General features: G+C 34.4%; 16 protein-coding genes and 1 pseudogene. 14 read left to right on the top strand and 3 right to left on the bottom strand.

Translation table 11 applies throughout. The annotated features are described in order from the left end of the window. The first annotated feature begins 52 nt into the window (after window positions 1-52). A pseudogene (locus AC4BC5_RS09330) lies at window positions 53-1211 on the top strand (site-specific integrase). Between the two features lie 349 nt (window positions 1212-1560). Here AC4BC5_RS09330 and AC4BC5_RS09325 read toward each other — a convergent pair. Together AC4BC5_RS09325 and AC4BC5_RS09320 are read right to left on the bottom strand one after the other, a co-directional pair. Next, window positions 1561-2724, bottom strand: a complete 1164-nt coding sequence (locus AC4BC5_RS09325) for a phosphoribosyltransferase (protein ID WP_077150400.1) — start codon at window positions 2722-2724, stop codon at window positions 1561-1563. Beyond that, a complete protein-coding gene (locus AC4BC5_RS09320) occupies window positions 2708-3574 on the bottom strand; it encodes a DNA processing protein DprA (RefSeq protein WP_002367012.1) in 867 nt (288 codons plus the stop codon). The genes AC4BC5_RS09325 and AC4BC5_RS09320 overlap by 17 nt, the downstream gene beginning before the upstream one ends. A gap of 411 nt (window positions 3575-3985) precedes the next feature. On the opposite strand from AC4BC5_RS09320, the gene AC4BC5_RS09315 reads away from it, so the two are divergent. Then, entirely contained in the window at window positions 3986-6679 is a 2694-nt protein-coding gene (locus AC4BC5_RS09315) for a SpaA isopeptide-forming pilin-related protein (protein WP_077150399.1), read from the top strand. A 44-nt stretch (window positions 6680-6723) separates the two neighbouring features. Here AC4BC5_RS09315 and AC4BC5_RS09310 read toward each other — a convergent pair whose 3' ends face one another. Then, window positions 6724-7722: an IS30 family transposase gene (locus AC4BC5_RS09310; protein ID WP_490495130.1), complete on the bottom strand. Its 999-nt coding sequence runs from the start codon at window positions 7720-7722 to the stop codon at window positions 6724-6726. A gap of 132 nt (window positions 7723-7854) precedes the next feature. Between AC4BC5_RS09310 and AC4BC5_RS09305 the strand changes: the two genes are divergently transcribed. The 12 genes from AC4BC5_RS09305 (at window position 7855) to AC4BC5_RS09250 (ending at window position 19993) form a co-directional block, all read left to right on the top strand. Then, a complete protein-coding gene (locus AC4BC5_RS09305; RefSeq protein WP_002367014.1) occupies window positions 7855-8175 on the top strand; it encodes a hypothetical protein in 321 nt (106 codons plus the stop codon). A 15-nt stretch (window positions 8176-8190) separates the two neighbouring features. Continuing rightward, window positions 8191-8589: a DUF961 family protein gene (locus AC4BC5_RS09300; RefSeq protein WP_010783787.1), complete on the top strand. Its 399-nt coding sequence runs from the start codon at window positions 8191-8193 to the stop codon at window positions 8587-8589. 16 nt (window positions 8590-8605) lie between these two features. Then, window positions 8606-10042, top strand: coding sequence for an FtsK/SpoIIIE domain-containing protein (locus AC4BC5_RS09295; RefSeq protein WP_010785413.1), 1437 nt, complete (start codon window positions 8606-8608; stop codon window positions 10040-10042). A 376-nt stretch (window positions 10043-10418) separates the two neighbouring features. Beyond that, a complete protein-coding gene (locus AC4BC5_RS09290; protein WP_002367017.1) occupies window positions 10419-11720 on the top strand; it encodes an XRE family transcriptional regulator in 1302 nt (433 codons plus the stop codon). 12 nt (window positions 11721-11732) lie between these two features. Then, a complete protein-coding gene (locus AC4BC5_RS09285) occupies window positions 11733-12218 on the top strand; it encodes an antirestriction protein ArdA (protein WP_010785414.1) in 486 nt (161 codons plus the stop codon). After that, the gene (locus tag AC4BC5_RS09280) at window positions 12215-12589 is read left to right on the top strand and encodes a hypothetical protein (protein ID WP_010785415.1); all 375 of its coding nucleotides are present in this window, start codon (window positions 12215-12217) and stop codon (window positions 12587-12589) included. The genes AC4BC5_RS09285 and AC4BC5_RS09280 overlap by 4 nt, the downstream gene beginning before the upstream one ends. Window positions 12590-12593: 4 nt before the next feature. After that, the gene (locus tag AC4BC5_RS09275; protein ID WP_003744477.1) at window positions 12594-13613 is read left to right on the top strand and encodes a conjugal transfer protein; all 1020 of its coding nucleotides are present in this window, start codon (window positions 12594-12596) and stop codon (window positions 13611-13613) included. Continuing rightward, complete coding sequence (locus AC4BC5_RS09270; protein ID WP_003744475.1) at window positions 13614-13952, top strand: TcpD family membrane protein; 339 nt, start codon at window positions 13614-13616, stop codon at window positions 13950-13952. Window positions 13953-13954: 2 nt separating this feature from the next. Beyond that, on the top strand, window positions 13955-14644 hold the full coding sequence (locus AC4BC5_RS09265; protein ID WP_490495129.1) for a TcpE family conjugal transfer membrane protein: 690 nt from the start codon (window positions 13955-13957) through the stop codon (window positions 14642-14644). Window positions 14645-14658: 14 nt separating this feature from the next. Continuing rightward, the gene (locus AC4BC5_RS09260; RefSeq protein WP_490495128.1) at window positions 14659-17181 is read left to right on the top strand and encodes an ATP-binding protein; all 2523 of its coding nucleotides are present in this window, start codon (window positions 14659-14661) and stop codon (window positions 17179-17181) included. 12 nt (window positions 17182-17193) lie between these two features. Continuing rightward, the gene (locus AC4BC5_RS09255; RefSeq protein ID WP_003744468.1) at window positions 17194-18981 is read left to right on the top strand and encodes a CD3337/EF1877 family mobilome membrane protein; all 1788 of its coding nucleotides are present in this window, start codon (window positions 17194-17196) and stop codon (window positions 18979-18981) included. Then, a complete protein-coding gene (locus AC4BC5_RS09250) occupies window positions 18968-19993 on the top strand; it encodes a lysozyme family protein (protein ID WP_010785418.1) in 1026 nt (341 codons plus the stop codon). The genes AC4BC5_RS09255 and AC4BC5_RS09250 overlap by 14 nt, the downstream gene beginning before the upstream one ends. Window positions 19994-20140: the final 147 nt, after the last annotated feature.

Raw genomic sequence — 20140 nt, 5'->3', positions numbered from 1 at the left:
AAATTGATTTTTGAAATAGCTCCTCAAAAACAATACAACTGGGAGGTACAACATGGCTTCATTTAAGCAATACACGTTAAACAACGGCAATAAACGGTGGAAATTTCAAGCATATCTGGGCACTCATCCTGTAAAGGGAACTCCTATAAAAACAACTAGAAGTGGTTTTAAAACCAAAAAAGAAGCTCAAATTGCTTTAGCTCAATTACAAACTGATTTTGAACAAAATAATCGTGAATTAACTAATCAAGAAAAAATAACTTTCTCAGAACTTTACGACTTGTGGTTAAAACAATATCGACTAAAAGTAAAACCTTCAACAGTAGCTACATCACGTCGATTTGTTGAAAACTATGCACTGCAACACTTTGGTAAATTAAAGTTGGATAAAATCACTGTTAGATACTGTCAAGAGATAGTTAATCTTTGGCATGATCAGTACAAACAGTACCACTATTTTAGAAAAGTAGTCGGTCAAGTTCTTCAGTTTGGTGTCCAAATGGAGTTAATCGATTCTACCCCTATGAGAAAGACTGTACTGCCTCGTAAAAAAGAAGTGGAAGAATTACTTCTACACTAAAGAGCAATTAGAGGTGTTTTTTGAATGTTTAGAGAGCCACACAGAGAAAGTTAGTAGAACAAGCACTAAAATTTTAACTTTTTTCCGCATTTTAGCTTTCACTGGAATGAGAAAATCAGAAGTTCTTGCCTTACAGTGGAAAGACATAGATATTTTCAACCAAAAACTAACAATTGGAAAAACGCTTGCTATGGACGAGTATAATCAAATTATTATTCAAGAGCCTAAAACCATTAGTTCTCAAAGAGTTATCGCCCTTGATGTTAAAACGATTAAAGTCATAGAACAATGGCGGTACAATCAAAAAGAGTGGTATTTAAAGTTTGGTTATAATACATCTAAAGATACTCAATTTATTTTTACAAACAAATTCAATGATTTGTATTATCCCCAAGCTCCAAATGATTGGTTATATAATATTCTCGAAAAATATGACTTACCCAAAATTACTTTACATGGTTTTAGACACACTCATGCTAGTTTACTTTTTGAATCTGGAGCAAGTATCAAAGAAGTTCAAGAACGTTTAGGACATAAAGATGTCAAAACTACTATGAATATTTACACTCACGTTACTCCTGAAAAAGTTAGAGAAACAGGAGAACGATTTGCAAAATATGTTAATTTTTAACAAATGGCATTTAATTTGGCATTTACTCTTAAACCATGAAACAAAAAAAGAGCCCAAAACATTGTTAATTCAATGTTTTGGTACTCTTTAAATTTATTATCCCACAGACCCTTCCAGCAAAAGGCTTGCTTTTCTCAGAACTACTGACAAGCTCTAAACGTTGGTATACCGGCATTCTGGTTCTTCTGTGAATGCTGCGAAATTCTAGTAATTTTTGTCAATTGTAGTTAGTTTTGATTTAGTTTCAAACTTTTTTAATTAGAAAAATATGGATGTTTTGGATAGTTTTTAGTAAGAAAATTGCGAGCTGGAACGAATACTAATGATTTTATTAAAGTCCCTAAAAATTTCAAACTAAATCTGTAAAGTTTAAGATTTCATTATCATTATATTTGTCATAAAAATTACCTCTTGAATTTCCTTGAAATAATTCTTCGCCAATAAATTCGTAACTTGCTTCATTCAAATCATAATTTGTTAAAAAATATTTGCTCCCAAATTTACCAATAGAAAGAAAAATAACTTTTTTAGCACCCGCACTTAGTAACAAGTGTTTAGCTGCCTCAGCAGAATAGCCGTTGGTTATATAATCATCAATAATACAAATAACTTTTCCTTTAATCCTATCTACTAAAGAATCATTAATCTTCAATGTTTCAAAATCTCTATTGCATTTTTGCTGCAATCTCGATAAACCACTACTATGTTTTGACTTCATAGCAGTATGCCTGATTAGTATCTCTGGTCCAGTTCTTGGGCCACCACTTACAATAACTCTGACTGCCTCTTTCAAAAAAGAAATAGACGTTTCTGTATTACTAGGATTAGATGAAGGGAACGTTCCCCAGTAATCTACATCTTGATAGTAACTATTTGTAGTTACTTCATTTATTAAATGAAATAGCAGTATAAGTAGAATTCTTTGATCTCTTGAAAATTCATTTCCCTTTAGATTAGCTTCAAAAATTTCTTTTATTCTAGCTTCTTCTTCTGGTCGATAGAATGTATTTGCATTATTCAAACTCATAACACTGTACTGGTCATTTATATGCATCTCAAAATAATTTCCTTGATGGACGTCAAAAGCTTTAAAACAATCTACAACATTTTGAAAATCAATAACAGGTAGTCCGTATTTTTTAACTTTTTCAGAAATATTTGATCTCTGATTAATCATTTTTTCTGGATTAAATAATGGCAATTTGCAGTTGAATGCAAAAATGGCATCCTCATCTACAAGTCCTATTACCGCAACTACTATTCCTTTATTTTTCAACTCAATAATTGCTTTTTTAGTTTGTGGGTTTCTGTCCACAAATGCTATTTTATTTTCAAAATTTTCAGGTATCTGATTTTTCATTGTTCTAACTGAAGCACTTCTTGCCAGAATAGCAATTTCTATCTCCTGGTCTGCAAAAAAATCTACAATCCATAAATTATCTTGGATCAGTTGATTATCTGAATTAAACAAAAATAATTTCGACATAATTACAACTTTATTCATAATCGGCATTTAACATCTCTCCTCCAAATTCATAAATTTTATTATTAATTTTTTCATCATTTTGGTCTACAAATAATATTTTTTTAGCTGCCTCACTTGCATTTCTAATTGTATTCATTGTTCCACTTTTTAAATTAGTTTCCGTAACTAAAACTACATCACTCACATTTGCCACGTATTGGTTTCTTTCCAAAAAACTCGATTTATAAGTATTCTCTTTAGGACCAATAGCAGTTAATAGTAACCCATCTTCTACTATCTTATCCGAAAGTTTCTTATTACTTTTAGGATAAATTTTATTGAAATTTGTTGGTAATATAGCAATTGTTTTACCATTATTTTTTAATGCTGTCTCATGAGCAATTGTGTCAGTTCCTTCTGCTAAACCGCTCACAATAACAAAACCGGCTTCAACAAATTTTTGAGTCAATTTCTGTGTTATCTCAATTGTTTTTTTTGACGGATGGCGTGTTCCAATTATTGCCATGCGTTTTTTGTCCTTTGTTAACAACGATGTATCACCTTTACAATAAATAAAAAGAGGCATTATTTTTTCTGGGACTATTTCAGTTATTTCATTCCTATCATATTTAAAAAAAATTTTATTTTTACTATTTTTCACCAAAAAAGACTCATTAGAAAACAAATTTTTTTTAAAATCTTCATAGGCTATGAAATCATTTGATATCTTTTTTTCCTTTTCAGAAAAAAGATCTTCTAAATTGATTTCTAAATCGATATCTTTCTTAAAAATCACCTGTATAGGATCTAGTCCAGAAAGAAATATATGTTGTAATAAAATATCATTAAATCCAAACTGCTTTAAAAAAAACAATTCACTCCGTATATTTTCTTGCATAATGTTCTCTCCTTAATGATATGCATCTGTTTATTGAAGACATATATTCAGTTTCAACTATATCCAGACTATTCAGTTTAATATTGAACTATTAAATATAAAAAGTCAACAAATTCACGAAGCGACAAAAACAAATAAAAATTTAATTTGTACAAAAATAGTCTGAAACCAAACCGACTCTCTCGCTCCAAAAAAAGGCTTTCATTTTAGCCGTAATTAAATAGAGTTTCAGTTAGAGTAATTAATAACTATCAGAAAATATATAATTCAATTACTTTTCAAAATATCTAAGATATCAAATACCATTATAAGTATCTAAAGGAGCTGAATCAAAACACTTGTCCAAAAAAATCAGAAGTCCCTCTCGTAACTCTAAAAAAAACAAAAATAACTCAAGGAGGAAAAGAAACAATGACAACTAAATATAAAAAGCACAAACTAGCCAGCTATCTCGCATTGATAGTAATCATGGCTAGTTTTTTTGTTACTCCTATCACTGTCCTTGCTGCTACCGTCAACTACACAAGAATTGCTGATTACGTTTCTACTTGGTATTTAGCGAACCCTGCTGGTCTTCATTGGACAGATGATGGTGTTCACATGATTAAAGCAGAGGGTGAGCCTGCCTTTTGTATCGAACATGGTACCATTTTAAATGGCGGTTCTGGTTTTGATCCATCTGAACTCACTATTGCTGAAAAAGACCGTTTGTCTCTGATTGCCTATTATGGCTATAAAACGAATCCTACAAGTGAAAACTATGGAATCACTCAAAACATGATTTGGGAGTCATTTGGCGATCAGCTACTGTCTACCACCCTTCCCAACTATCAAAATCGGAAAAATGAAATTCTAGCAAAAGTGAATGCGCACAATACAAAACCTTCATTCAATAATCAGACGATCACGTTAAATGTTGGCGATACAATCACACTTAATGATACAAACGGTGTTTTAAGTAAGTATGGCAATCTAGCTAGCAATTCCGCTAATCTACAACTAAATAAATCCGGAAACCAATTGAAGTTAACCGCAACCAGTTCATCGAAAGAAACAGGAAAATTACAGTACAATATCGCAAATGCGAATGATGTTGGTACAAGTTTTGTTTTCAACAAACCCAATGAACAAAAAGTAGCTACTTTCAAATTATCTAATGCCGGCTCCTTTCAGCTAAATATCAAAGTCAATTTAAACGGTAATGTCAAATTGAAAAAAGTAGATGAGGATACCGGACAGCCTGTCCCCAATACAAAAATGAAATTTGAGTTTAACGGACAATCCAAAGAAATTGTCACTGATACGAATGGTTTAGCTCAAATAAATGACTTAAAAGCTGGTACCAAAATAAAAATCACCGAAGTAACTGCCAACAATGGCTTTGTAAATAAAGGCGAATCTAAAGAAATTACGATTGAACCCAATAAAACAATTGAAGTGGTGTTTGCAAATAAAGCCCAACAAGGATTGCTTCACCTAAAGAAAACAGGGCAAAAAGCTTCTAGTGTTACAACCAAAGATTCAAAATATGGAAAGCTACATGAAATCACTTTCGATTATGTTCCTCTGGCGGATGTAACTTTCACCATCAAAGCTCGTGAAGATATTAAAGTAGGCAACTATGTTCATGCAAAAAAAGGAAGTGTAGTTGCCACTGTTCAAACAGATAACAATGGTGAACTAATGAATATGCCAAAACTTTATCTCGGAAAATATGAAGCCATTGAAACAGCTGCGCCTGCTGGCTATTTGATGAATACCACTCCGCTTCCTTTTGAATTCACCTATGAAGGACAAAACGTTGAACTTGTATCTCAATCTATTGAAGCAAAAAACGATTTTCAACAACTAAAGATCACTCTCCATAAAAACGAAGAGCAGATTCAGGAGTGGAAAGAAAATAAACCAATTATAGAAGAGATCAAAGCCAACGACAAAATATTCGGTCTGTTTACTAATCAAGCATTTACAATGACAGATAAAACAGTGCTGCCTGCTGATTCTCTACTAGGTTTTGGCACAGTAAAAGATGGTGGACTTACGTTCCCTAGGCAACAATTAATGGAAGGAAAATATTACTTTCAAGAATTAGATGCTGGTGAAATTCATGATATTGATACTAGCCGTCATGAATTTGAGTTTACAGCAGCTGACCACGAATCCGAAAAAGTAATCGATATTTATGCTGCTAAAGAAAACTTGGAGGATGAATCTGTACCACTTCTAAATAAGCTTCACTTCAACCAATTCTCACTAAAAAAAGTAAATGAAGAAGCCACTTTAAAAGAAAAAAATGGCTATGATTTTGCTTTTACAGGGAATGGAAAAGGCACTATTTTCACTTTAGAAAATGAGGAAAAAGAAGTGATTCAAACAGTCACTGTAGATGAACAATCTCTTGCTACCTTTACCAATATCCCTGTGGGAACATTCTATTTGAAAGAAAAACAATCAGCTTCTGAACAGTATGTTCTATCTCCTGAGACCTATCAAATCGTCTCTACTCTAAAAGGAATTCAAGTCTATGACAGTAAAGGAACTTTACTTAGTGAAATCCTTAATGAAGAGAAGAAAGAAGAAAATCCAAACAAGCCATTAACGAATGAAACTACCCCAGTTGAGGAACCACAAACCAATCAAGAGCCACTTCTACTGCTGGAGATTAAAAATCATTTAGTCAAAGGGATTGCTGAACTAACCAAAACGGATGTTTCCAATGGAAAAGAGCTACCAGATACAGGCGTTCGTATTCTTGATAAAGATAAAAAAATCATCATTGAAGGAAAGACGGATCATCAAGGTCGTTTTAGTTTTGAAAACTTACCACGAGGAGTTTACTATTTCCAAGAATATAAAGCCCCTACTGGCTATCAAATAGACGAAACGCCGATTAAGTTTGAAATTCAAGAAGATGGTGAGGTTGTCAAATGTAACATGACAAATGAAATGATTCCAAGTAAAAAAGAAACTTCTGTAACAGGAAGCTTACCACAAACTGGTGAAGTTGTTTCTTTTGCAGGAATTATTTTAGGGAGCTTATTGTTAGCTGGAGTTGCTGGCTATTACCTTTACAACAAAAAGAAAAAGCATCACAACGATAATTAGAAAAAACGGAGGCAGTTCTATGTCTCTTTTTTATTCTTGAATTGTCAAATTAAGTGCAACGAAACATTATAAAAAGCTTCATACGGTGTTTTCCAGTTTAAACATTTTCTTGGTCGTAGATTTAACCTCTCAATATAGCCCTGAATGACTTCATCAGGGATAGAATCTATTTCTTGAAATTTGGGGAAGTATTCTCGTAATAAACCATTTGTATTTTCGTTTGTTCCTCTTTGCCAAGGGGCGTGAGGATCAGGAAAATAAAATGGGACTTGATGAAGTTCATTGGTAATCTCTGGATGTTTTGAAAATTCTTTTCCACGATCCGGAGTAATAGACTTAAGATAGTTTTTAGGAATAGTAGAAAATAATGCGATTATTTTATTCTTAACTAGTTCTGATAACTTCTTTTCAATTTTACCACTTAATAAGAATCTTGTTTTCCGATCTGTCAACGTGACCAAACAGGCACGTCCTGTTTTCCCAGCGACTGTATCCGCTTCCCAATGTCCGATTTCAGAACGATCCTTTGCTTTTTGAGAACGCTCATGAATCGTATGCGTAATCCGTATTTTCCCTCTCTTTTCTATGTGTTCTTTTGTATGACGTGTTTTCCCACGATGTCGTAAAGAGCGAACAAGTCCTCGATTCCCCTCTTTTAAAGGCGTTGTTTCTAAAATCCCCTGATAAATTCCTCGATAAATGGTCGAATAACTAATTGAAAAATCTTTCTTTTCCCTCTTTATACGAAAAGAAATCTCTTCTGGCGACCATTGTTGTTCAACAAATAGTTTTCGAACCAATGCCCAAATTGTAGGGTTTGATAAGAGTGATTTCCGTCCACATTTTTGTTTTCTTAAAGAGTAAAAGCTTTGTGCTGTAGACGGTGAGTAACACTGTTTTCGTGTGTTTCGTTTTAATTCTCTAGAAACAGTTGAAGGACTACGATGGATAATCTGTGCAATTTTTCGCATGGAGAATCCTTGATTAGACAATAAGTATATTTTTTCTCGTTCAAATATTGTAAGATGGTTATAGTGATTCATAGTAATCTTCCTCTCAATAGTGTTCTCGACAAACCTATTTTAACTGGAAGTTTACTATGAGTCCTTTTTTATGTTTTAGGTGTTGCACTTAAAGTGTATATTCAAGTTATAAAAAAGAAAGAAGGAAAAAAGATGTCCAATCGTGTCACAAGCATTGTCTTAAAGGACAATCAATTAGGAAATAAAATCAAAGCAACCGTTAAAGAAGAACGAGAAATTTATGTAGAGGGAAAAAGAATCCCTTGTCGCATTTTTACAGCCTCCTCTGCTCTTCATCCTGACTTTGAAATCATCGTTCCAAATTTACGAAACTCCCTACGTTTTGAAGGTCGTAAAGAAGTCGAGCTGCGTGAAGTTACACTTGTTCCTAGTGCCAAACGAAATAATATTGGAACAGTTAGTCGATCACTTGAATTACAAATTTTCGCTAAACAACTGCTGACATTGAACTAGAAAAGGAGAAAAATGATGAGTTTAAAATTTGAAGATAACATTGTGAAAGATTTTGATACACGTAGAACATTTGGAAAATTATTCTATTTGAATAGCCAAAAAATTTATGAAACAGATACAGAAGGTAACCGAACAGATTTTGTTCGTGAACAACGCATTACTGTCTATTCCGAAGCTAAAAATGACCAAATTGATATTACTGTTCCAGAAACTGTTGATACTACAGCGTTCTCTTATGATGATGAAGTAGAGCTTACAGGAGAAGTCACTGCACTTGCTTGGCTTTCTTCTTATACTGGTTATAACGATTCGATTCAGTCAGAGCAAGCCTTCAAAATCCGAGCAGAATCCCTAAAAAAAGTAGAATCAGTTAATGTAAAGCAAGCTAAAGGGGACCAAAATCTGAAAAACTAATTGAATGGAGGCAACTATGAACACATTCTTTCATTATCGTGGACGTAGAATTCGTCCTCTACATCTATCTGTTTATCGTACCTACCTTCTACTAGCTTGGTTTCCTTTTCTATTATTTGCTGGTTACTACAGCTACCTTTTTATCTATCCGCTAATACAGATGATGCAACAAAGACAAATAATTGATTGGATTGCCCTCTTAGTTCCCATTGGAGGGCTTTTTTTAATACTCTTCTTGCCGTTGTTAGTTTTGGTCATGATTCGCAGAGTTTCTTTTTTAAAGGGTGGTTTCTTCTATCGAGTTTACCAACGACAAATGTTAGCTCGTCTCTTGAAAAGCAATGGATTGTATGAGAAGAAGGAACGGAAATCAAAAGAACAGGCTACTGAAAAAATGGTTTTTCCAAAAGTTTATTACCGTAATACCAAGGAAATTCTTTATTTAACGGTTCCCACAGATGGCATGAAATGGCATGATCGCTTTCAAAAAATTGCAAAAACTTTTGAAGAAATGTACATTGCTGACTTCATTGAGGAACAAAAGGAAATGGGCTTCACCACCTATTTATTAATGATTGATGTGATCAGTAAGCGGATTAGAATTGAAGATTGTATCGTAACAAATGGACAAGTCAAACTCATGGATGGCGTTATATGGGACTATGCCGAAGTGCCTCACATGTTAGTAACTGGAGGCACAGGGGGTGGCAAGTCCTACTTTCTGCTCACCTTAATTCATGCGCTCATTCAGATTGGAACGGTTGATGTATGTGATCCAAAAGAAGCAGATTTAAAAGATTTAGAAAGTCTACATTTATTCAAAAATCACGTATTTTACGGAACAAAATGGATTACGAAATGTTTAAAGAATGCTGTAGAAGAAATGAATCGACGTTATGTTTATATGAAGGCTCTCCCTAACTATACAACAGGGAAAAACTTTGCATACTATGGTATTCCTCCCTACTTTATTATTGTTGATGAGTGGGCAGCCTTTTTTGGCACCTTAACCTATAAAGAACAGGACGAAATTCTGCGATATGTAAAGGAACTTGTTCTAAAAGCACGACAAGCAGGTGTTTTTCTCATTTTAGCAACCCAACGTCCTGATGCAGATAACTTTGGTGGCGGTGTACGTGATAATCTTTTATTTCGAGTTAGCTTGGGAAAGCTATCAGAACAGGGCTATTACATGACTTTTGGATCGGATCAAAAAGGAAAAGCGTTCATCAATAAACGAATTAAAGGCAGAGGCTACTGCGATAGTGGCTCAGGAGTTCCTCGTGAATTCTATGCCCCTCTTGTTCCTAGAAAATATGACTTTCTAGCAGCTCTTCAACAAATTGGTTCTATGCAAACGTTAAATATAAAAGAGCTTTTACAAGAAATGACTACTGAGGAAATTAATGAAGCACATTCAGCATTTGGACTTTCACGGAAAAAGCTAGAGTGAGATCCCCCCACTATATCAATGAAAAAAGGGAAAGGAAAAGTTTTATCTTTCGTTGCCCTTTTTTCGTTGCCTCAGCGGATGGAAGAAGCTGATACTAACCGCTTCGTTTTATGAACAAGGTTTCCTTGTGAAAGCCGCACACTTTGGTGTGTGGCGGTAGAACGAAAAGGAATAGGCAGGTTTCCTGACTATGACTGTGCGTGGTTAGGGCGAGCAACGCTCGCTCTAACCTGTTACCCCCCGCTTAATAACATGGGGGTAACTTTTTACAAGAAAGACAAAATAGTTATCAAAATCCCTTATTAATAAAGCTTTTCTTTAAGAATAAAGCTGTAAACAATTTTCATTTATTTTGTGAACATAAGGCAGGTGACCCATGAATAATCAAGAAATAAAAATTTTACGAAAGCGACTTCAATTAACACAACAGCAATTTGCTGAAAAGCTTGATTGGAGTAAATCATACCTTTCCATGATTGAAACTGGTAAACGAACGATCACAAAAAAATCCATAGAAAAAATACGCAAAACATTCCATTTGGACGGTGGCTTTCTACCCATGGAAGCAAAAATTGATTTTCTTCGTGTTCGATTCAAAATCCACTCCCCTTCTCAAGTAATTGAGAAAATATTACAAATGAATCCAGATGTATTCATTTACAAAAACTATGGCTTTAATCATTATACAGAAAGCTATTGTTTTAGTGACATCTTTGTTTTCTCAAATCCAGAAAACCTAGATATGGGAGTGATGATTGAACTGCGTGGACAAGGCTGTCGAGAATATGAATTGGTACTAGAAGAACAAGAAGAAACTTGGACGACATTCTTTTGGCGGCTTTATCAATCGAATATTTTTGGTGAAGGTCTAATAATTGACACCAAAATTACACGAATTGATTTGGCTCTGGATGAACATCTCTCTCTTCTTTATCCCAATTATGATTTATTTGAATTGAAAGAAAAAGTTGAACAAGGATTAGTCGATACCACTTTTCGCAATTTTGATTTTACAGGAGGAATTGTTGTGAAGAATGGACAACAGCTCAACAAAGGACTCTCTCTTTATTTTGGTTCCAGACAATCGCCGTTTTATTTAAACTTTTACCAAAAAGATTACGAATTGGCAAAAAAAGAAGAAATATCTGTTGAAATGGCTCGTCAGAAATATGGCATTAAAAATCGTTATGAAATCCGTTTGGCTGACGAAAAAGCTTATCTCTTTGTTGAATATTTACTTTCTACAGGAGAAACAATTGAATGGATCGTCAAAGAATTAATTGATACTGCCATCAAAGTATATGATTGCGACTCAAATGGACTGCGCACTCATTACAGTCAAAATTGGCGCATGGTCATTGAAAGCATGCAAGAATTACGGTTGACCATGAAGGGTGAAAAACCAAATTATGATAAAGCGTTACGCTGGCTCTCAAACTATCTTGCTCCTACGCTAAAGAAAATTTGGATTATGGATCAAACGTTTGGCAAAAATGAGTTAATGTCTAGAATTCAGCAAGCAGAGCTAAAAGAAAAAGATCAAGAAGAGCTGTCAAAACTTACAACAACAATAAAAGAATTATTGCTACAAGAAGAAACTCAAGCAGCTACTCCCTCTTCTGTAACTGTTACACAAGATGAAGTCGAACAGCTATTAGCACAATTTTTATTTAATTGAGAGGTGAAAAAAATGATTGAATTATATATCGAAAATCTTCATACCCATAAAGGGCGATGGTTTGAACTACCTATTGATTGGGAAGAGGTCAAAGAAAAAATCGAATTGGACGATGGGCAGGAACATTTAATAACAGACTACATGGCACCATTTACCCTTTCTCACTATGAAAATTTTAGTGAAATGAATGAAGTAGCAGAACAACTGGATGAGCATAGTGGACACCCAGCCATTCACTATTTAGGTGAACTTGTAGAGTACGGATTTTTCAGCGATATTTTAGATGCATTTGAACAAATTGATGAAATTCAAGTCTACTCTGACTGTTATTCTTATAAAGACTATGCAGAACAATTAGTGGATGATCTTGGCTATTTATCTGGTGTTCCTGATTTAATCAAGTGGAATGTTGACTATGGGGGAATTGGTGAAGATTTACGCCAAGATGGACGCCTCTATCAAGCAAACGACAATACTATTATTGAGGTATTGTCATGAATCAGAAATATCTCAAAGAAGAACTCAAAAAATATGGCTTTTTCTATTTAGAAGGACAAATTCCCGAAAGACAAGCTCGGCAATTTCTCACTGTAAAAAAACTAACTCAACGAGAAAATCTGGTTTTTATTCCTAAAAAAGAAGTCTGTTTTGAACGAATTCTTTCTAAACACACCAGTCTTTATATTGAAGGACTAGAACGTTATAGCGATTCCGGTGTTTATCTTGGTTATTCGTATGATTTTTACAAAGCTACCTATCTATTCAATTCTCAGTCTAGTCGTTTAAAAATTTATGGTACGCAACTTTCTGCAAAGGAACTCCTTTATTTGGTAAAGGGGTTCCCTTTTTTAATAATCACAAAGGAGTAATTCAATGAAATTTATCAAAGAGAAAAAGAATCATCCCCCAGCTTTACCAAAAGAAGAAAAAGCCGCTAGTATCCGAACGACTCGTACCTTCTTTCTAATCCTAACGCTTTTGTTAATCAGCAGTGGTCCCTTTGCCTTTGTTAAATCTACCCAAATGCAAAGTCTTATTCGCAAAGAACAAACCACATTAACTGAAACGATTCACAAAGAATTAGCAAAAAAGACAAATACAGCTGTTACATCAGAATTGTATAAACAGTTTCTACAGCCTTTCATTACAGCTTACATTAATATTCCTACCGAGCAGCAAGCATTTGAAAAACGTTTTAATTCACTCCAAGAGACCTATTTCATGATTACCCTAGATGAAGAAAAGAATACGGGGACTGAACGAAAACTACTCTCTTCTGATTTTTATAATCTAATCAGTGAAAATGGACAATTGGTGGCTCAATACCGTATTGCTTATGAAATCAATGCTCCAGTTACAAAAGAACGTGATGTAAAGAAAAAAGAAGGTAATAAAGAAGTAGTCACCAAAGAAAAATATATTGACTACGAAAAAATTGAAAATCGTGTGTTGTTAAATATCCCTTTTATACAATTAAAAAATCAATCGTTTAAAGTGACTGCCTATCCTTATTTTACTCTTGAGCCTTCACTAACTTCAAAAAATGGGCAACTAAAAATGCCTGATATTTCTCAGTACCAACAAGTGGATACCAAAGAAGAAAAAATGGTTGTCAGTTTCATCCAGTCATTCCTTGATAAATATGTATCTGCTTCATTGGAAGATATGGCATTTATGATGAAAGAACCAGAAATTCTAACAGGTAATTATCAGATAAGTAATAGCCAAATTAAACCCTTCTTCAAAGACAAACAACTCTTTGCTTTTGTTACATTTGATGTTATTGATGGTGAAACAAAAATAGGTCACAAGGAAACCATGACTTTATTGTTGAAGCAACGAGAAAACACTTATTTTATTGAAACCATTCATCATTATTTAGGAGGAATTTAAATGAAACAAAAGAAAATAGTATGCTCTCCTCAGCAAAGACAACTACTAACTGTCAAACTCACAACACTATTCAGTAGCCTTTTATTCTTTTTCGCTCTATCTCCTGTCGCTTATGCTGATGCAAACGCTAAGGAAGCCAGTAACTATATCTTGAATGACTGGATTGCACCAATTTTTGGTGTAGTTGTTGTTTATTTAGTCATCAAAGAATTTCTAAATTCAAAATGGATTCAAGGTTTTGCAATCCTCTTTTTTGGCGGTATCATTTACGCTGTTATCAAAGACCCTACAGGCGTTCTTAATTCACTTTCTAATCTAAAAAGCTACTTTGGGTTATAGTCATGAATATAGAAAAACAGATATTAGACTATAGAGAGCCCTTCAATGCACCCTATATGATCAGAGAAATTGCCAAAAATGTCCACTTACCTTTTGTTGTTTATGCACAGGATTTCACTGTTGCAACAGTCAGTTTTGCGATTGTGTTTAGTGCTCTCTTGATACTTTTTGGAATGAATCAATTAGTCGTCATAGTTTCTCTAGCTATTCCTCATGGATTAGTACAACTATTTAACCGAGTTGAGCCGGATGGAAAGAGAGCGGATATTTTTTTGAAAGATTATTTTCTCTATCTTCTGACCTTTGTATTTGGGCATAAATCACTGTATCATGAGCAACTTCACTCATTTAAACAAGAAAAAGTAATTTATGATCGCTGTACCGTTGAACAGCTTTCCATAAAAAAAGAAGGAGAAGCAAAAATGAATACATTAGATGTTGACCAATTGAAACAAGAAATAAAAGATAGTGTTGTTCCAGAACTAATCCATGAATTTGAATCCTTAAAGGCAAGAGAAGAAGGTTTCTATGAATTGTTTGAAACAGATGATGAAGTATTGCTAATGAAGAAAATACTCTTTCGGCAATTTGCAGACGGAGTTATCCCGATGTCAGAAATTCCTAAATTAAAGGAACAATATCATTCATTAATCAAGCAATCCATTCGTAAACGAATCACTAGATTATTATAGAAAGGTGGAAAAAAATGAAGTTTAAACAGCCATTTCATAAGGTTTATCATAATTTATTGCTTACTACAGAAAATGAAGTTTGGGCATATTTTACTTGTCCTAGCGACTATGTTATTGGTCAAAATAAAGAAATTCAAGAAAAGCATAAACAAAAATGGAATCAATTTTTACAAAGCTTACGCCGTTTTGAGGACTTTGAACTATTTCTAAATCCGCATTCTTACAATCTTAGTGAGCGGCTAGCAGCTTTCTCCGAAAATTTTGATGAACAAGCAAAATCAATGGGCGATAGTTTAGTTGATCGAACACTTTCCGAATTAGAAAATCAACTTCGAGTTCTCACAACGGAAAAATTTTATATTGGGGTTAAACTTTCTAGTTTATCTTCTGCAACAACTGTAAAAGGAAAAGCGATGGAAGTCGTTGACTATTACGCAGGAAAGTTATTATCCTTGAACCACTATCACCTAACTGTTGATGAAGATTTTTTAAAACGATACCGTTCAATAGAATCAGAAATTTTTCAACTTGTTGGAACGGTTAATGGGCGTAGACTTACTGAACAAGAAGTGCTACAAGCCTGCCGTTATCCCTATGTACGTGGAATGAAGACTTCCTTTGATCTTGATTTTGTTGAAAATAGCAGCTATTCATTAACAGATACTATTCTTGATCCTACAGAAGAACAAGGCTTATTAAAGTTAAGAAGCTCAGAAGGAACTAGCTACATTGCTCTGCTTCCTATTCATAAATTCGCCCCCAACTTGGCATTCAATCATATAGCAGAAGTGGTGCAAAGTCTCCCCTTTCCAGTAGAATTCCGACTCAAAGGGCATTTTGAACCCTTAAAAGGTGGTAGAGGATTAAAAGGAAAGTCTTCTCGTGCTGCCAAGCGATTAAAAAATAGTGCAAAAGAAACGGTTTCTATGGGCGATTCCGAAATGAAATCCAGTCGCTTTAATCGTTATGCTTTGACCGACTTAAACAATAAAATAGACTTAAGAGTCCCTGTCATTAAATGGCTGGGACTTTTTGGTGTCTTTGGACAAACACCAGAGGAATGTCGTAGTCGGATTCGTACCGTCATTTCTTTATGCCAATCTCGAAATGTTGAAATAGTCAAAGGCTTAGCCGATCAAGTATTTCTCTTCCATCAATTTTTAGCTGGTAACAAACTAGGTTCTGAAAAAAATTGGCTTCACTACACCACAGTTGAAGGAATTAGTGAAATGTTATTGAGTGTTGAAAATCGGATTGGTGATAACGTAGGAATTCCTATTGGTATGGTCTCGGAATTGAAAAACACTCGAAACTTAACACCAAAAGAAGTGGCAAAAACGAGTCGAAAACCCATTTTCTTTAATCCATCTATTGGGAACCAAAATGATATCGCTGATAAAAAAGCCAATAGCCCGCACATTGCCATCACTGGACCCACTGGAAACGGAAAATCCTACTTGGCAAAGTTTATTTTCTTCCTTTCAGTTTTAATGAATGGAAAAGGATTGTACGTTGATCCTAAATCTGAGTTCTTCGATTGGATTATGGAGGTTATCAATCATCCACTTTATCAAGAAAAGTATCCCGACACTTGTGCTTTCATTCAACAGCACTTCCACCAAGTGAGACTTGATCCAAATAAAACCAGTAACAAAGGCGTTCTTGATCCCTTCTGTTTTATTCCTAATCGAGTAGCTGCAAAAGACATGGCGCAAGACTTATTTGAAGAGCTTTATGATTTTACTAGTGCTAGAGAGAAAAAATCAAGATTGGCAATGCTAGAAGGAATCGAAACTGTATTAAAAAGAAGAGATCAAGGTGAACGAATAGGCTTACTTCATGTAGTTGACTTCATGCTGGAAAGTCCACATGAGGAGGTACGAGATACAGCCAGCTTAATCAAGAAATCAGTACAAGGTTCTATTTTAGAATTAGCTTTTAGTTATGGCGAAAATGAAGGACTAAATCTTACGAATAAGGTGACTATCTTAGAAGTTTTGGGGTTAGAAATGCCTCGTGCAGAAACACTTAGCAATGATTACAGTGCTACCCAAAGAAAATCGGTCATGTTGATGATGTCTATTGGAAAATTCTGTGAACTTTTCGGCTTACGTGACCGAGAGGAAAGCACTGTTGTTCTATTTGATGAAAGTTGGATTTTTAATTCTTCTAAAAACGGTCGTGTGATTATCAAATCCATGCGCAGAGTTGGTCGAAGTTTTAACAATACCCTGATTATTGTCACTCAATCTGTTAAAGATACAGCCGAAGAAGATGATACAGGAAACTTTGGACGAATTTTTGCATACGATGACAAAGATGAACGAGAAGATATTCTTCGTCATTTAGGATTAGAAATCACTAATGAGAATATTGAGTGGTTAAAAAATCTACCAAAATATCATTGCCTTTATTTAGATTTACGAGGACGTGTTGGCAAAATGCTTGTCTACTGTCCTTATGAAGAAATCCATCAAATGCTGCAAACGGTCAAAAAAAATACAAGTGCAGATGTGGAAACGACCTTTAGCACTTAGAAAGGAGCTGCTATGTTACTAAAAGATTTATTTGATATTGACAGTTTCCAATCCTTTTTTGAAAAAGGCGGCTGGTTTAGCATCAATGAAAATTTACAAAGTGTGCTAAATGCGTTGCTCAATATTGCCTTTGGCTTAATCAAATACCTTGTTCTGGCATTAGATTATGTGATAGACAAACTCTTTAGTTTAAATTTATTAGAAGGAGTATTACCGGATTTATTCTCTACTACTGGTGCTATTTACAATAAGTTATTCAGTGTTGTAGGAATTCTCCTTTTTACGTTCGTGATTGTTATTTCAGTGAAAGATTTTTTTGAAAAAGGAATCAGCAAAGCATTAATTCGATTTGGTGTTTTTACTTTAATCTATGTTGGAAGTATGACCTTCTTTTCGGATGGTGCTAACAAAATCCAAGAAGTGAATATACTATCTCAAAATGTTCAAGGACAATTAGTTGATTTAACAAGTGGTAGTTTGACAAAAGGCAATGGCAATATTTCAGAGAACTTACTCGGATCAAACCAACAATTAGATGGAACAAGCAATATCCGAAATCTTATTTTTGATGAATTTGTTATTAAACCTTATGCTTTACTCAATTTTGGGAAAACTGACTTATCAAAAGAGCAATTTGAATCCTATCTTGTTAAAAGTGGCGAAACATTTAATCAAAAAAAGACAGACGAAATTGCAGATAAAATAAAAAAAGACTCCGAAAAAAATTCTTATCTCACCTCTGATCGTATGACCGAAAAAGTAGCTGTTTTACTAAATACATTTATTATGCTGATTGTGATTGGAACAGCGGTACTAATCATTGGGGTTGCAAATATTTTAATCCAGCTATTAATTTACGGAATTCTGTTTCTCTTCCCCTCACTACTATTTTTAGCTTTGATTCCAAACATGCACCATCTGTTAAAAAATGGATTCATGTTACTAGGAACACTGTTTGCTTCAAAAATAGGGATTGGATTCGGTTTTGGTCTCTTGTTCTCTATTCTAAATTTGCTAGATTCCTTTTTTGTTGTAACAAACATTGTCACAATGATTGTTGGACTGTTCGTAAAAGTTTTATTAGGTCTATTCATTTGGAAGAATAAAGGACAAATCGTTCGCTCACTTATCAAAGGAAAAGCAGAGTTAAAAGACTTTTCTTTCAATCCAAAACAAGCTCTTCAAGAAAGGCAGCAGCAACGAGCACAAAAAGAAGATCAGCAAAATCGCTATGCTGAACAAGCCTATAAAACACAAGCCGCAGAAAATGATTACCTTCGTTCTGGAGTAGAATTGGATCACGCTTATCGTCAAAACGAACTACAGGATAATTTATTAGTGCAAGCTGGTGAAGAAGAAACTTCTCTTGATAAAACGGCAACAGCTTTTGATGAACATCCAATGACATCCAAAGAAGAAACGCTCCCTATAAATACTGTTGGTGTAAAAGATTCAGCAGAATTGCCAAACTATCCTGTTAAAAACGTATCAGACTTTGAAACAAGTACAGAACCTTTTATAACGGAAACTGTATTACCAATGGAAGAAGTTGATGATACATTAATTGCACCAAGTCCTTTAGCGGAAGAAATTGAAACTTCTGTGGAACAAGTTGTTGAGAATAAAGAGATAACAGAAACTATAGAACATGTTTCTCTAGAAGAAACCCCTTCATCACCTTCTCCATCTCCAGTAACACAACATGAAGCAAAGCAACTTGAAAAAGAAATTAGTCATTTAAGACAGGAAGCCTATAGCACTCCAGAATTAGAAGAGGAACAGCCCTATGAAACCACGTAAGTTATCTCTTTTATTACTGGCAGGTTTCTTTTTTATATTTTTCATGCTCATTGCTGGAAGTGACTCTTCAACTACCAACTCTGGCTCGGAAGAAGGACAAAACCTTCCAGAAGCAGTGCTTCGTTGGAAAGATAAAGTCACAAAAGAAGCTGCTAAAAATGAGATTTCCGAAGCGGTTCCTTATTTATTAGGAATCATTATGGCAGAATCAGGGGGAAATTCAGAAAAATATCCCGATGTAATGCAATGTTCCGAAAGCCAAGGAAAGCCACCTAATTCAATTCAAGATCCAAATGAATCCATTGAAGTTGGCGTAAAATATTTTGCAGATATGTGGAAAGGACACCGAGAATACGATGTTTTAAATATTGTACAATCATATAATTTTGGAGGTGGCTTTCTAAGTCATTCAGGTAAGAGCTACTCTCTGGATAATGCGATTCAATTCTCAAAAAATCAAGCAGGTGGAAAAACAGTTACTTACACTAATCCTATAGCTGTTAACTTAGGCTATGATTATCGTTATGCGTATGGCAATATGTTTTACGCTCAAATTGTTAAACAGTACACCACTTCTACTTCCGGCAATAATAGTCAAGGAAATTCGGCTATTGTAAACTCAGCACTTAAAGAATTGGATGAAGGAACACATGATGGAGGGATGAAGTATTGGCAATGGTATGGCTTCAACGGACGTGTTGAATGGTGCGCCATTTTTGTTTCTTATAATGCTGAAAAAGCTGGTGTTAAAATGGAACGGTTTGCTTATTGCCCAACAGGTATTGAAAATTTTAAAGCTAAAAACCAATGGCTAGGGAAAGGTAATTTGCCTAAAAGTGGCAATATCATTTTTTTTGATTGGGATGGTGATTCTGTCAGCGACCATGTAGGAATCGTGGAGAAAGTAGAAAATGAAGTTGTTTATACAATTGAAGGTAATTCAGGAGACAAGATTGCTAAACTAAGTTATGAAAAAAATAGCCCTTATATTATAGGGTATGGAACACCATAAATTTTAAAACTAAAAATACTTGAGAAAGAGTTTTTAGTTCGCACAACTATATTTGTCGCAGCTTAATTTTGTAAAATCAACTAAAAAATTATTCTTTACACTATTCAGATAAAGAAGCAGGTATTGTACTTTTTACAATATCTGCTT

Source organism: Enterococcus sp. AMC2644, from assembly GCF_058216475.1.
Note: the sequence above shows the minus strand (reverse complement) of the source record. Positions and strands in the feature narration are given on the sequence as shown.

What these genes read in the sequence shown, in the direction of transcription:
- AC4BC5_RS09255 (WP_003744468.1), top strand. Translation starts at nt 17,194, where the DNA reads ATGTTACTAAAAGATTTATTTGATATTGACAGTTTCCAATCCTTTTTT.
- AC4BC5_RS09300 (WP_010783787.1), top strand. Translation starts at nt 8,191, where the DNA reads ATGAGTTTAAAATTTGAAGATAACATTGTGAAAGATTTTGATACACGT.
- AC4BC5_RS09310 (WP_490495130.1), bottom strand. Translation starts at nt 7,722, where the DNA reads ATGAATCACTATAACCATCTTACAATATTTGAACGAGAAAAAATATAC.
- AC4BC5_RS09295 (WP_010785413.1), top strand. Translation starts at nt 8,606, where the DNA reads ATGAACACATTCTTTCATTATCGTGGACGTAGAATTCGTCCTCTACAT.
- AC4BC5_RS09305 (WP_002367014.1), top strand. Translation starts at nt 7,855, where the DNA reads ATGTCCAATCGTGTCACAAGCATTGTCTTAAAGGACAATCAATTAGGA.
- AC4BC5_RS09285 (WP_010785414.1), top strand. Translation starts at nt 11,733, where the DNA reads ATGATTGAATTATATATCGAAAATCTTCATACCCATAAAGGGCGATGG.
- AC4BC5_RS09290 (WP_002367017.1), top strand. Translation starts at nt 10,419, where the DNA reads ATGAATAATCAAGAAATAAAAATTTTACGAAAGCGACTTCAATTAACA.
- AC4BC5_RS09270 (WP_003744475.1), top strand. Translation starts at nt 13,614, where the DNA reads ATGAAACAAAAGAAAATAGTATGCTCTCCTCAGCAAAGACAACTACTA.
- AC4BC5_RS09275 (WP_003744477.1), top strand. Translation starts at nt 12,594, where the DNA reads ATGAAATTTATCAAAGAGAAAAAGAATCATCCCCCAGCTTTACCAAAA.
- AC4BC5_RS09260 (WP_490495128.1), top strand. Translation starts at nt 14,659, where the DNA reads ATGAAGTTTAAACAGCCATTTCATAAGGTTTATCATAATTTATTGCTT.
- AC4BC5_RS09280 (WP_010785415.1), top strand. Translation starts at nt 12,215, where the DNA reads ATGAATCAGAAATATCTCAAAGAAGAACTCAAAAAATATGGCTTTTTC.
- AC4BC5_RS09315 (WP_077150399.1), top strand. Translation starts at nt 3,986, where the DNA reads ATGACAACTAAATATAAAAAGCACAAACTAGCCAGCTATCTCGCATTG.
- AC4BC5_RS09265 (WP_490495129.1), top strand. Translation starts at nt 13,955, where the DNA reads ATGAATATAGAAAAACAGATATTAGACTATAGAGAGCCCTTCAATGCA.
- AC4BC5_RS09250 (WP_010785418.1), top strand. Translation starts at nt 18,968, where the DNA reads ATGAAACCACGTAAGTTATCTCTTTTATTACTGGCAGGTTTCTTTTTT.
- AC4BC5_RS09320 (WP_002367012.1), bottom strand. Translation starts at nt 3,574, where the DNA reads ATGCAAGAAAATATACGGAGTGAATTGTTTTTTTTAAAGCAGTTTGGA.
- AC4BC5_RS09325 (WP_077150400.1), bottom strand. Translation starts at nt 2,724, where the DNA reads ATGCCGATTATGAATAAAGTTGTAATTATGTCGAAATTATTTTTGTTT.